Origin of the sequence: Brachybacterium sp. AOP42-C2-15 (assembly GCF_052377065.1) — a bacterium.
Classification (GTDB): Bacteria; Actinomycetota; Actinomycetes; order Actinomycetales; family Dermabacteraceae; genus Brachybacterium.
The window spans coordinates 138,104-150,239 of the sequence record NZ_JBQSWK010000003.1; the positions used below are offsets into that span (position 1 = coordinate 138,104).

A 12,136-nucleotide genomic window follows, 5' to 3' on the forward strand; every position below is an offset into this window, starting at 1 on the left:
CCCTGCCGCACGGACGAACCAAGGAGAACCGTGACTGAGACCACCCCCGATACCACCGACAACCTCGAGGCCGTGACCGACGAGTCCGCACCCTCGAGCTTCACCACCGAGTCGACCGGCGAGTCCGCCGTCGGCGCCGGCCAGTCCGCGATCGCACCGGGCTACGGCACCGGTCGTCGCAAGCGCGCGATCGCTCGCGTGCGCCTGACCCCCGGCTCCGGCCAGTGGATCATCAATGACCGCGCCATCGAGGATTACTTCCCGAACAAGCTGCACCAGCAGGAAGTCAACGACCCGTTCACGGTCCTCGACCTCCAGGGCCGCTTCGACGTGTGGGTCCGCCTCCACGGCGGCGGCCCGTCCGGACAGGCCGGCGCCGTGCGCCTCGGTGTGTCCCGCGCGCTGAACGAGATCGACGAAGACGCGAACCGCGCGATCCTCAAGAAGGCAGGCTTCCTGCGCCGCGATGCACGCGTCATCGAGCGTAAGAAGGCCGGTCTGAAGAAGGCCCGCAAGGCTCCGCAGTACTCCAAGCGCTGATCGGGCGCGGGGCAATGCTCCGCACCCTTCACGCTGCACGCACGATGCCCTCGACCTCCGGGTCGGGGGCATCGTCGCGTTGCGGGGGTGCTCGCGCGAGTGGGCGGCCCGCCCCGCTAGGCTCCGGACATGGTCGCCGCTGGAGACGCCGCCGAAGACTGGGCATTCACCCCGCGCCGCTGGTGGACCGGCCCGTTCGATGTCGAACAGCTGGCCTGGTCCTCTGTGGGGCGAGCGCGGGATGCCGCCGCCGAGCTCGCGACAGCGCGCGGCCTCCACCTCACCATCGCCACCGCCCCGGAACTCGTCGCAGCGTCCTTCTCGGCGATCGAGCATCTGCGGATCGACGGGCGGGTCCCGCAGCCGTGGGGTGAATTCTCCGGCTTCCTCGAGGCTCGGGACGGCTGGGTGCGGCTGCACGGGAACTACCCCCACCATGCCGAGGTGCTCCGCCGCGTGCTCGGGGTGCAGGACCGGGCTGGGCTCGAGCGTGCGATCGCACGGCGCGACGCCGCAGAGATCGAGGAGGAGGTCACCGCGGCCGGCGGCATCGCGGCGCGGGTCCGCACCAGGCAGGAGTGGGCCGCACATCCCCAGGCCCGGGCGCGGCAAGACGCTCTCAGCGCGCCGCAGGAAGCCGAATGGGTGAGCGTCACCGACCGCGGGGAGCGCCCGGCGCTTCCCCCGGCGACGAACACGTCCGGGACTACCGCGCTCGCCCTGCTGGCAGGGGTGCGGGTGCTGGACCTGACCCGGGTGATCGCAGGTCCCAGCGGCACTCAGCTGCTCGCCTGCCTCGGCGCGGACGTGCTGCGCATCGACCCGCCGCATCTCCCGGAGCTCCTGGACCAGCACCTCTCCACCGGGATGGGCAAGCGCAGCGCCCAGCTGGACCTGCGCCGCGCCCCGGAGCAGCTCCGGTCACTCGCCGCCGAGGCTGATGTGATCGTGTGGGGCTATCGACCGGGGGCCCTTGCCACACTGGGTCTCGGCATCGAGGAGCTCGAGCAGCTGGCGCCGCGGGCAGTGATCGTCTCCCTCTCCGCCTGGGGTGAGACGGGGCCATGGGCACACCGCGCCGGCTTCGACTCGATCGTCCAGGCTGCCACCGGCATCGCCGTCGAATGCGGTGCAGAAGGGCGGCCGGGAGCGCTGCCCGTCCAGGCCCTCGACCATTCCACCGGGCAGATGCTGGCCGCGCAGGTGATGGAGGCGTTGGCCCGCGCGCGGGCGAGCACACTGCGGCTCAGCCTGCTCGGCGCGGCCCACACTCTGCTGGCGATGCCTTCACCGCCGTCGGAGGCCCCGGCGATGCTGGAGGTGCCCCGGGTGCGAGTGGAGTCGGCCGGGTCCCTGCTCGACGCCGTCCCGCCCCCGTTGCGGGTGGCCGAGGCGAGCATCGAGCAGCCCATCGGCGCATACGGCACCGCCGCGACGCCCTGGAAACGCTGAGCGAGCCGACTCAGCTCAGCAGCTCACGCAGGTCCTCCGCAGTGACCGCGGAGCGGAACGCCTCGCCACCATCGGTGAGGGCATCGAACAGCTCGGCCTTGCGCCGCTGCAGCGCGAGCACCTTCTCCTCGATCGTGTCCTCCGCGATCATCCGGTACACCATCACCTGGCGCTCCTGACCGATGCGGTGCGCACGGTCCACAGCCTGGTTCTCCGCGGCAGGGTTCCACCACGGGTCCAGCAGGAAGACGTAGTCCGCCTCGGTGAGGGTGAGGCCGAAGCCGCCCGCCTTCAGCGAGATCAGGAACACCGGGGCATCGCCCTCCCGGAAGCCGGTCACCGCCGCATCCCGGTCGCGGGTGGAACCGTCCAGATGCGAATAGCTCACCCCACGCCGCTCGAGCTCGGCCGCAACCCGGTCCAGGTAGGAGGTGAACTGGCTGAACAGCAGCACCCGGTGCCCGTCGCCGATCACCTCCTCGAGACGATCGAACAGCGCCTCGAGCTTCGAGCTGGGTACGTCCGCGTACTCCTCGGCGTCGACGAGAGCCGGATCCAGCGCGAGCATCCGCAGCAGCGTCAGGGAACGGAACACGATGAAACGGCTGCGATCAAGATCCGTGTCGATCAGGCCCAGCACCTTCTTCCGCTCTCGCTGCAGCACCGAGTCGTACACCGCACGATGCTCCGGCGAGAGGGTCACCATGAGCACCTCCTCGTGCTTCTCGGGCAGCTCCGCGGCGACCAGCTCCTTGGTGCGGCGCAGCAGGAAGGGGCGCACCCGGCGGCGCAGCAGCTCCATCCGGCCGGGGTGGTCACCGGACTCGACCGGCAGCGTGTACTGCTTGCGGAACCCGATCGCGGTGCCCAGCAGACCCGGGGCGACCAGATCGAGGATCGCCCACAGATCGTCCAGGGAGTTCTCCATCGGGGTACCGGTGATCGCGAGCCGGAAGCTGGCCTGCACACCCTTCGCGGCGCGGTGGGTGCGCGAGCGGCGATTCTTCACGAACTGCGCCTCATCGAGCACGAAGCCCTGGAAGCGAGAGCTCGCGAACTCCTCCTCATCGATGCGCAGCACCGAATAGCTGGTCACCAGCAGATCAGCCCCGATCGCTGCGGCAGGAAGGTCTGTGCCGCGGGAGGCGGCGGTGCGGTCCAGCACCCTCACCGTCAGGCCGGGGGTGAAACGCTCGGCCTCACGTCGCCACACCGGCAGCACCGAGGCAGGGGCGACCACCAGGAACGGCGGAGCCTGCGGATCCTGCTCGCGGGCACGGGCGATCAGGGCGAGGGTCTGGACCGTCTTGCCCAGGCCCATGTCGTCGGCCAGCACCCCGCCGAGCCCGTGCCTGAAGAGGAAGTCCAGCCAGGTGAAGCCCTCGTGCTGGTAGGGACGCAGCTCGGCCTGCAGGCCGCGCGGGAGCGGGGGCGGTGGCGTGTCCTCGAGCGAGCGCAGGGACAGCGCGGTGCGGCTCCACTCGCTGCTCGCGACCGTCTCGTCGGCGACCTCCTGGAGGTCGTTCCACATGTCCACCTGGAAGCGGGAGATCCGTTGCCGCTCCGGCTCCCACTCCGCGAGCGCCTCGCCCTCGCGGATCAGCTCCCGCAGCGCGTCGAAGGCCGGATGGTCCAACGAGAAGTAGGTGCGATCGGGCATCAGCAGCTTCGCGCTGCCCCGGGCGAGCGCCACGAACAGGCTCGGGAACGGGATCTGCCGGCCCTCGATGGTGATCTCGAAGCCGAGGTCGAACCAGTCGTTCTTCCCGGGCGAGGCCTGCTGGGTGACGCGCACATTCGGGGCGCTGTCCAGCTCGCGATAGGCGTGGCGGGTGCCGGTGATCTCGACCTCGACGTGATCCATCGCAGCGAGGTCGTCCAGCACATGCTCGGTGAAATCGGCGGTGTCGGTGCCGCTGAGCAGCTCGGGGGAGTCCGTCGCCTCCAGCGGCCACAGGGTCATCGCTGCAGCGATCACCTCCTCCTCGTGGGCCAGGTCGCGATGGGCGCCCTGACGCTGATCCATCGGCAGACGCCGGTCCGGATCGTGATAGCGCCAGGACCAGCGCAGGGACAGACGGTCCCCCGAGGCGTAGGCGGCGGTGAGGTGCAGGGTGGGCCGGCGCGCCGCAGGAAGCTCCACGCTGCCGTCCAGGCTCGTCATGGTGGTCAGGGTTCGCAGCTGCGGGTAGGCGACCTCGAGGAATGCCTGGCGATCCTCCGCCGGGATCACCAGTGGCTCCCGGCGATGCAGCAGCGAGCGCAGGGCGCGCGGCACCGAGGAGCCGAGCGGGGCGAGGCGAGCAGCCAGCAGCCCGTCCTCCGTGGTCTCCACATCCAGCACCCCGGAAGCTCCGAGGAGTCGGCCCCGGGGCACCTTCTCCCCGGCCACGGCGATGCGGGGCCGCACGTACAGCTCCCCGATGGTGTCGTCGGACTGCAGGTCCAGTCCCACCTCACCGCCGGCCACCAGGTCGATGGCGGCCAGCCCGCTGCCGGGCAGGAACTCCACCCCGGCGGCCCGCGCATGCTCGAGCGACTGCCACAACAGAGGGGAGGTGATCGAGTTCAGCCAGAGGTGATCGATCGCCCCGCTGGAGTAGGAGCGCTCCACCGAGGCGGCGGCGAAGATGCGGGTCAGCGCCTCGCCATGGGTCGGGTCGTACTCGCGGCCGGCGAGGCGGAACTCGAAGGTGCGCCAGGACAGGTCCCCCTTGATCCAGGCACCCTTGCGGCCCCGGGTCAGGGGCCGCATCCCCAGCCATAGCTCGGCGCCCGCCTCGACATGGGCGGGCGTCGCGATCTCGCGATGATGACGGGAGGTGCTGGTCCCGGAGGTGCCCGCCTCGAGATCGAAGCGCAGGGCCAGCGGGCGGGGCATCGCGGCATTGCCGCCGTCGGTGGTCGGCGTCGCGTTCAGCAGGGGTCGCAGCACGCTGCGCCATTCGGCGGGCGGGCTCTCCCGCACCACCTCGGAACCGAGGTCATTGAGCCGGTAGAGGGTCGCCGCGACGTGCACGCACGCCTCGCCGACGGAGCAGTCGCAGGCGGAGCCGCGGGGCCGCCACAGACCACCGGGCCCCGGAGAGTGGAAGCGGCGGGAGACGGAGTCTTCCTCGTACTCCGTCAGCTGCACCTCGGGATGGCGCAGCGTGCCGTCCTCCTCGGCGACCTCGGCCGACACGGTCGAGCTCGCCACCTCCCAGCGGAGGTCCGTGACACGGCCGGCGCGGGCTGCACCGAGGCCCCTGCTCGCGGTGCGATCGCCCACGTGATGGCTGATCGCGGAGGGCAGCAGGCGGGGGAGCAGCACGGGATCGGACATCCCTCCAAAGTAACCGGCGCAACCCCTCGGTGACGAGGGATCAGTCCAGCCGGGGTCTCTCCAGCGGGTAGTCTCACAGCGGACCTCCGGCCTGGAACCTGCGCGCGACACGCCTGCGCGGCAGTGCTCACGGGGGCCCGCAGACCCCGAATCCTCATGAGGAGAATCCTGTGGCACGACTTTTCGGCACCGACGGAGTGCGCGGACGCGCGAACGGCGACATCACTGCGGAGCTCGCGGTCGAGCTGTCCGTGGGCGCTGCCCACGTACTGGGCACCCTGGGGGCCTTCGGCGGCACCCGGCCCCGCGCGATCGTCGCCCGCGACACCCGCCCCTCCGGCGACTTCCTCTCCGCCGCGGTGAGCGCGGGCCTGGCCGCCGCCGGAGTCGATGTGCTCGACGCCGAGGTGCTGCCCACCCCGGGCCTCGCGTATCTCGTGCAGTCCACCGGTGCGGACCTCGGCGTGATGATCTCCGCCTCCCACAACCCGGCGCCGGACAACGGCATCAAGTTCTTCGCCCGTGGCGGCACCAAGCTGCCCGATGAGGTCGAGGACGCCATCGAGGCGCGCCTCGGTGAGGAATGGGACCGCCCCCAGGGCACCGACGTCGGCACCATCTCGCGCTACGACGGAGCGGTCGAGGCCTACGTCCAGCACCTCGTCTCCACCCTGGACCGACCCCTGGACGGCCTGACCGTGGTCGCGGACTGCGCCAACGGCGCCGCCTATCTCACCGGCCCCGACGCCCTGCGCCGTGCCGGTGCGACCGTGCACGTGATCGGCGACCGCAGCGACGGCGGCCTGATCAACGACGGCTGCGGCTCCACCCACCTCGAGCCGCTGCAGGCCGCGGTGCTCGAGCACGGCGCGGACATCGGCGTCGCCTTCGACGGCGACGCGGACCGCTGCCTCGCAGTCGCCGCCGACGGCGAGATCATCGACGGCGACCAGATCATGGCGATCCTCGCGCTGGACCTCAAGGAGCGAGGCAAGCTGCATGACGGCACCCTGGTGGTGACCGTGATGAGCAATCTCGGCCTCAAGCTCGCGATGAAGGAGCACGGGATCGTGCTCGGCCAGACGGGCGTGGGCGACCGCTACGTGCTCGAGGAGATGAACCTCGGCGGCTACTCCATCGGCGGCGAGCAGTCCGGGCACGTGATCATCGCCGAGCACGCCACCACCGGCGACGGCGAGCTCACCGCCCTGCACCTGATGCAGCGGATGGCCGAGACCGGCCGCACCGCCCGGGACCTCGCGAACGTGATGACCCGGCTCCCGCAAGCGCTCATCAACGTCAAGAACATCGACAAGGCCAAGGCCACCATCGACCGCGGGGTCGCCGACGCCGTCGCCGCAGTGGAGCAGGAGCTGGGGGAGACCGGCCGGGTGCTGCTGCGCCCCTCCGGCACCGAGCCCGTCGTGCGCGTCATGGTCGAGGCCCCCACCGATGAGCAGGCGACCGAGATGGCCGAGCGCCTCGCCGTCATCGTCCGGGAGCGCGTGGGTCTCTGACCCTCTCCGGTCTCGGGGCACGCCCGTCGAGAACGCGGATTCCTGCCAGAAACGGATGGGATCGGTGGTCTCGGCGGGCGTGTCGCGTGAGGGGTCCCGTGATCGGGGGGTGTCTCGCTGTCAGGGGTCTATGCGCGATGACAACCGGGCCGCTCACACCTTCCGCAGCAGCACCGAGTGGACGCGGTGCTGGCCGTCCTTGCGCAGCACCAGGTCGGCGCGGCCCCGGGTGGGGACTACGTTCTCGGTGAGGTTCGGGCCGTTGATCGAGCGCCAGATCCCCAGCGCCGTCTCCTTGGCCTCCTCGTCGGTGAGCTCCGCGTAGCGGCGGAAGTAGGAGCGGGGGTTGGAGAAGGCGGTGCGCCGCAGCTGCAGGAAGCGGTCCACGTACCAGCGCTGCACGTCCTCCATCCGCGCATCGACGTAGACGGAGAAGTCGAAGAAGTCCGAGACGGCCATCCCGAGGCGGCCGTCGCGGCGGGGACGGGCCGGCTGCAGCACGTTCAGCCCCTCGACGATCAGCACGTCGGGCTGCTCGACCACCACGCGCTCGTCCTTGAGGATGTCGTAGGTCAGGTGGGAGTAGATCGGCGCTTCGACGCGCTCGTGCCCGGCCTTCACGTCGGCGACGAAGCGCAGCAGGCGGCGCCGGTCGTAGCTCTCGGGGAAGCCTTTGCGCTGCATGATGCCCCGCGCCTCGAGCTCGGCGTTGGGGTAGAGGAATCCGTCGGTGGTCACCAGCTGCACCCGCGGGGTATCCGGCCAGCGGGCCATCAGCTCCCGGAGCAGTCGGGCGGTGGTGGACTTGCCGACCGCCACTGAGCCGGCCACTCCGATCACGTACGGGGTGCGCTGCTGGTGCTGATCGAGGAAGTCCTCGCGGTTCCGGCGCAGCGCCTGGGCGGCGGCGACCTGGATGTTCAACAGGCGCGAGATCGGCCGATAGACGGCGTCGACCTCCTGCAGGTCGAGTCGATCGCCGAGGCCGCGCAGCCGGGTGACGTCCTCCTCGGACAGCGGCAGCGGGGTCTGCTGCGAGAGCCGTGCCCAGTCCTCCCGGGGGATCTCCTCGAAAGGAGTGACGGTGCTCGACGTCGACGCAGACTTCATGGGGTGATTGTTCCAGCTCGCGGTGCGGGCCCGGGCCACGGGTGCGGCGTGGTGCGACTCGGGCGGAGCGCAGGCGAGAGGCGGTCAGCTCCGCGCATGAATGCCTGCTCATTTCTGCTCACTATGTGCAGCCATTGGTCATGGCTGCGCGCCGGGGTCCGCCATCGTGAGGAAGGCCTCTCACGGAATCCGCACGGGGAGTGCCGAACTCTCCCGCGATCATTAGCGTGAGCGGCATGTGTGGAATCGTCGGATATGCAGGCCCTCGGGCCAAGAGCCCCTCTTCCCGTCCGGTGGACGTCGCCCTTCAGGGCCTCGCTCGCCTCGAGTACCGCGGATATGACTCCTCGGGCGTGGCCGTGATCGATGACGGCTCCGTGCGCGTCACCAAGCGCGCCGGCAAGCTCGCGAACCTCCGCGAGGCGCTCCAGGACGCCGCCGAGACCACCGGCGGGGTCTCCATCGCCCATACCCGCTGGGCCACCCACGGAGCACCCACCGACCTCAACGCCCACCCCCACCTGGGCGGCCGCGAGGGGGAGCTGGCCGTGGTGCACAACGGCATCATCGAGAACTTCGCGAACCTCCGCGCCGAGCTCGAGGCCGACGGCTTCCTCTTCACCTCCGAGACCGACTCCGAGGCGGCCGCACACCTGATCGCCCGCGAGATGGAGCAGGCCGGGGACCTCACCGAGGCGATGCGCCGCAGCGCCGCCTCCCTCGAGGGTGCCTTCACCCTGCTGGCTGTGCACAAGGACGCCCCGGACACCGTGGTCGCCGCCCGCCGCAACTCCCCGCTGGTGGTGGGCCTCGGCGAGGGCGAGAACTTCCTCGGCTCGGACGTCGCCGCCTTCGTAGACTCCACCAAGGAGGCCCTCGAGATCGGCCAGGACCAGGTCGTCACCGTCACTGCGAACTCCGTGTCGATCATCGACTTCGACGGCAACGAGGTCACCGACGCCAAGCGATACACGATCGAGTGGGACGCCGCGGCCGCGCAGAAGGGCGGCTATGACTCCTTCATGGCCAAGGAGATCCACGAGCAGGCCAGCGCCGTCGCGGACACCCTGCGGGGCCGCCTCGAGGACGGCTCCCTGAAGCTCGACGAGATGGACATCGACCCCTCCGTGCTGCGCAGCATCGACAAGATCGTCGTGGTCGCGTGCGGCACCGCCGCGAATGCCGGCGCCGTCGCGAAGTACGCGATCGAGCACTGGTGCCGCATCCCCACCGAGGTCGAGCTCGCCCACGAGTTCCGCTACCGCGACCCCGTGGTCACCGAGAAGACGCTCGTCGTCGCGATCTCCCAGTCCGGCGAGACCATGGACACCCTGATGGCGGTGCGCCACGCCCGGGAACAGGGCGCGAAGGTCATCGCGATCTGCAACACCCGCGGCTCGACCATCCCGCGCGAGGCGGATGCGGCGCTGTACCTGCACGTCGGCCCCGAGATCGCGGTCGCCTCCACCAAGGCATACCTCGGCCAGATCGCGGCCTGCTACCTGCTGGGCCTGTTCCTCGCCCAGGTGCGCGGCAACCTCTACCCCGACGAGATCGCGGCGCTGATGGGCGACCTCGAGCAGCTCCCGGACCAGATCCAGCAGGTGCTGGACAACTCCGCACAGGTCGAGCAGCTCGCCCGCGACATGAAGGACGCCACCAGCGTGCTCTTCCTGGGCCGCCACGTCGGCTACCCGACGGCGATGGAGGGCGCGCTCAAGCTCAAGGAGATCGCCTACATCCACGCCGAAGGCTTCGCCGCCGGGGAGCTCAAGCACGGCCCGATCGCCCTGGTCGAGGAGGGACAGCCGGTGTTCGTCATCGTGCCCTCCCCGAACGGCCGTCACTCCCTGCACTCCAAGGTGGTCTCGAACATCCAGGAGGTGCGCGCCCGCGGCGCCCGCACCCTGGTGATCGCCGAGGAGGGCGACGATGCGGTGCTGCCCTATGCCGATGTGGTGATCCGGGTGCCCGCCACCCGCACCCTCTTCGCCGCGCTGCTGACCGTCATCCCGCTGCAGATCTTCTCCTGCGAGCTGGCGACGGCGAAGGGCCTGGATGTGGATCAGCCGCGCAACCTCGCCAAGTCCGTCACCGTGGAGTGAGCCGGCACTCCCGCTCAGCCCAGGCGGGGGTGTGATACTGCCGGGGTGAGCACTTCTCCGACTGCATCGCCGACGCCCGGCCCCGATCACAGCTTCGGGGGCCGGGCGTTCGCGCCCCAGGACGATGGCACCATCGCGGGCGTCGGCATCGACGTGGTGGGGATCGCGCGCCTGACCGCGATGCTGGAGCGCACCCCCGCCCTGCTCGACCGGCTGCTGACCCCGTCAGAACGCCATCTCTCCGCCGCCTCGCGCGCCGCTCGGGTCGCGGCCAAGGAGGCCGTGGGCAAGGCCCTCGGCGCTCCAGGCGATTTCTCCTGGCAGGACGTCACCGTCGAGCGCACCGAGGTGCGCCGCCCGTACCTGCGCCTGCGCGGTGCCACCCTGCGGGCCGCCGAGGCCCAGGGCGTGGCCCACCTGCACCTGTCCCTCTCTCACGACGGGGACGTCGCCACCGCGATCGTCGTCGCCGAACGCGGGGTCGGTACCGGCGACGGAAGCAGGCTCCCGTGATCTGCGGGCACACCGCGGCGGCGGTGCGTGCGGCGGAGGCGCCGCTGCTGGCGGCGGGGGAGCCGCTCATGCTCCGCGCCGCCCGCGCCCTGGCCGGCCACGTCGCGGCCCGACTGGGTACCCCTGACACCAGCAGTCCGGACGTGCCCCGGGTGCTGGTCCTCGTCGGCGCTGGTGCCAACGGCGGCGACGGGCTCCATGCCGCCGCGATGCTTCGCGCCGACGGCATCCACGCCGACGCGATCGCCACTGCAGATCGCCTCCACGACGAGGGGGCCGCTGCGCTGCGCGAGCAGGGAGGCGAGATCCTCCCGCTGGCCGACACCGCACCCGGCATGCTCCAGGACACTCTGGCCCGGACCACGCTGGTGCTCGATGCGATTCTCGGCATCGGTGGCCGCCCCGAGGTCCCCGCCGACCTCCTCCCGCTGCTGGCGGTGGTGCGGGGGAGCGGAGTCCCCGTGATCGCGGTCGACCTGCCGAGCTTCGTCGACGCCACCACCGGACAGGCCGCCGACGAGGCCCTGCACGCCACCGAGACCGTCACCTTCGGAGCGGTCAAAGCCGGGCTGCTGCTGCCCGGCGGAGCCGAGCGCGCCGGCATCCTCCACCTCGTGGACCTCGGCCTCGGCCCGCACCTGCCCGCCCCCGCTGTGCTGCGTCTCGAAGACGCCGACGCCCGTGGCCTGCTGCCGCAGCCGGGGCGGGACGCCACCAAGTACACCCGCGGGGTGGTCGCGCTCGCAGCCGGCAGCGAGCAGTACCCGGGGGCGGCGGTGCTCGCCGTGTCCGGCGCGGCGCGGGCTGGGGCCGGGATGGTCCGCTGCCTCGCCCCGCAGACGGTGCTCGACCTGGTGCTGCGCGAGCGGCCGGAAGTGGTCGGGCACCGGGTCGAGCGCGCCCAGGGCGGGCCGGACGCGGTGGACCTCACCGCCGTCGGCCGCACCGACGCGCTGGTCGTCGGCCCCGGGCTCGGACCTGAGGACCCTCGTGCGGCTGCGGGCGTGAACTGCCTGCGCGCGGGAGACGGCGCGGAAGACGGCGCGGGAGATGGCACGGGAGATGGCGCGAGAGAGAAGACGATCGCACGTGGCGCGATCGACGCGGGCGCCCTTGGCACGATCACTCCGGAGCACCGCTTCGGCACCGACGTGGTCCTCACCCCGCACCGCGGGGAGGCCGAACGGCTCGCCAGCCGCCTGGGCCTGGACCCCGACCTGCCGGGCGTGCTCCTCGCCCCCGCCCTCGCGAGCGCCACCGGCGCCACCGTGCTGCTGAAGGGCGCGATCACGCTCGTCGCCCCCGGGGATGGTGGACCGCTGAGGGCCCAGGACGATGCGACCCCGATGCTCGCGACCGCCGGCACCGGGGACGTGCTCGCCGGGGTGCTCGGCACCCTTCTCGCTGCGGGGCTTCCCGGGCCGGATGCTGCTGCGCTCGCCGCGATCCTCCACGGCCGCGCCGGCCGACTCGCCTCGCACGACGGCCTGCACCCTCTGGTCGCCCTCGAGGTGGCCTCACACCTGCCCGCCGCGATCGGGACTATCCTGGCAGGCGCCCAGCCGTGATCCAAG

General features: G+C 71.4%; 8 protein-coding genes. 6 read left to right on the forward strand and 2 right to left on the reverse strand.

Going from position 1 to position 12,136, the window contains the following annotated elements:
- Positions 1-30: 30 nt before the first annotated feature.
- Both rpsI and ACT3SQ_RS02960 read left to right on the forward strand, forming a co-directional pair.
- On the forward strand, positions 31-540 hold the full coding sequence (rpsI, locus tag ACT3SQ_RS02955; RefSeq protein ID WP_441444937.1) for a 30S ribosomal protein S9: 510 nt from the start codon (positions 31-33) through the stop codon (positions 538-540).
- 129 nt (positions 541-669) lie between these two features.
- Positions 670-1,992, forward strand: a complete 1,323-nt coding sequence (locus ACT3SQ_RS02960) for a CoA transferase (RefSeq protein ID WP_444600811.1) — start codon at positions 670-672, stop codon at positions 1,990-1,992.
- Between the two features lie 10 nt (positions 1,993-2,002).
- Here ACT3SQ_RS02960 and ACT3SQ_RS02965 read toward each other — a convergent pair whose 3' ends face one another.
- Positions 2,003-5,317 (reverse strand): SNF2-related protein, encoded by a 3,315-nt coding sequence (locus ACT3SQ_RS02965; protein ID WP_444600812.1) that lies wholly within the window; start codon positions 5,315-5,317, stop codon positions 2,003-2,005.
- A gap of 170 nt (positions 5,318-5,487) precedes the next feature.
- Here ACT3SQ_RS02965 and glmM point away from each other — a divergent pair, with 170 nt between their 5' ends.
- Complete coding sequence (gene glmM, locus ACT3SQ_RS02970) at positions 5,488-6,834, forward strand: phosphoglucosamine mutase (protein WP_444600813.1); 1,347 nt, start codon at positions 5,488-5,490, stop codon at positions 6,832-6,834.
- Between the two features lie 153 nt (positions 6,835-6,987).
- Here the strand turns inward: glmM and coaA are convergent, their stop codons facing one another.
- Positions 6,988-7,944 carry a type I pantothenate kinase gene (coaA, locus tag ACT3SQ_RS02975; protein WP_441444941.1) on the reverse strand — a complete coding sequence of 319 codons (957 nt, stop codon included), beginning with the start codon at positions 7,942-7,944 and terminating at the stop codon, positions 6,988-6,990.
- Positions 7,945-8,180: 236 nt separating this feature from the next.
- On the opposite strand from coaA, the gene glmS reads away from it, so the two are divergent.
- From glmS to ACT3SQ_RS02990, 3 genes are read left to right on the forward strand one after another with little or no spacing between them, the layout of a single operon-like run.
- The gene (gene glmS / locus ACT3SQ_RS02980; protein WP_444600814.1) at positions 8,181-10,049 is read left to right on the forward strand and encodes a glutamine--fructose-6-phosphate transaminase (isomerizing); all 1,869 of its coding nucleotides are present in this window, start codon (positions 8,181-8,183) and stop codon (positions 10,047-10,049) included.
- A gap of 45 nt (positions 10,050-10,094) precedes the next feature.
- Positions 10,095-10,562 carry a holo-ACP synthase gene (locus tag ACT3SQ_RS02985; protein ID WP_441444943.1) on the forward strand — a complete coding sequence of 156 codons (468 nt, stop codon included), beginning with the start codon at positions 10,095-10,097 and terminating at the stop codon, positions 10,560-10,562.
- Positions 10,559-12,130: an NAD(P)H-hydrate dehydratase gene (locus ACT3SQ_RS02990; protein WP_441444944.1), complete on the forward strand. Its 1,572-nt coding sequence runs from the start codon at positions 10,559-10,561 to the stop codon at positions 12,128-12,130. The genes ACT3SQ_RS02985 and ACT3SQ_RS02990 overlap by 4 nt, the downstream gene beginning before the upstream one ends.
- Positions 12,131-12,136 lie beyond the last annotated feature (6 nt).

Bases quoted from the DNA above. Each gene is read 5' to 3' on its own strand.
- ACT3SQ_RS02960 (WP_444600811.1), top strand. From the start codon at position 670: ATGGTCGCCGCTGGAGACGCCGCCGAAGACTGGGCATTCACCCCGCGC.
- ACT3SQ_RS02965 (WP_444600812.1), bottom strand. From the start codon at position 5,317: ATGTCCGATCCCGTGCTGCTCCCCCGCCTGCTGCCCTCCGCGATCAGC.
- coaA (WP_441444941.1), bottom strand. From the start codon at position 7,944: ATGAAGTCTGCGTCGACGTCGAGCACCGTCACTCCTTTCGAGGAGATC.
- glmS (WP_444600814.1), top strand. From the start codon at position 8,181: ATGTGTGGAATCGTCGGATATGCAGGCCCTCGGGCCAAGAGCCCCTCT.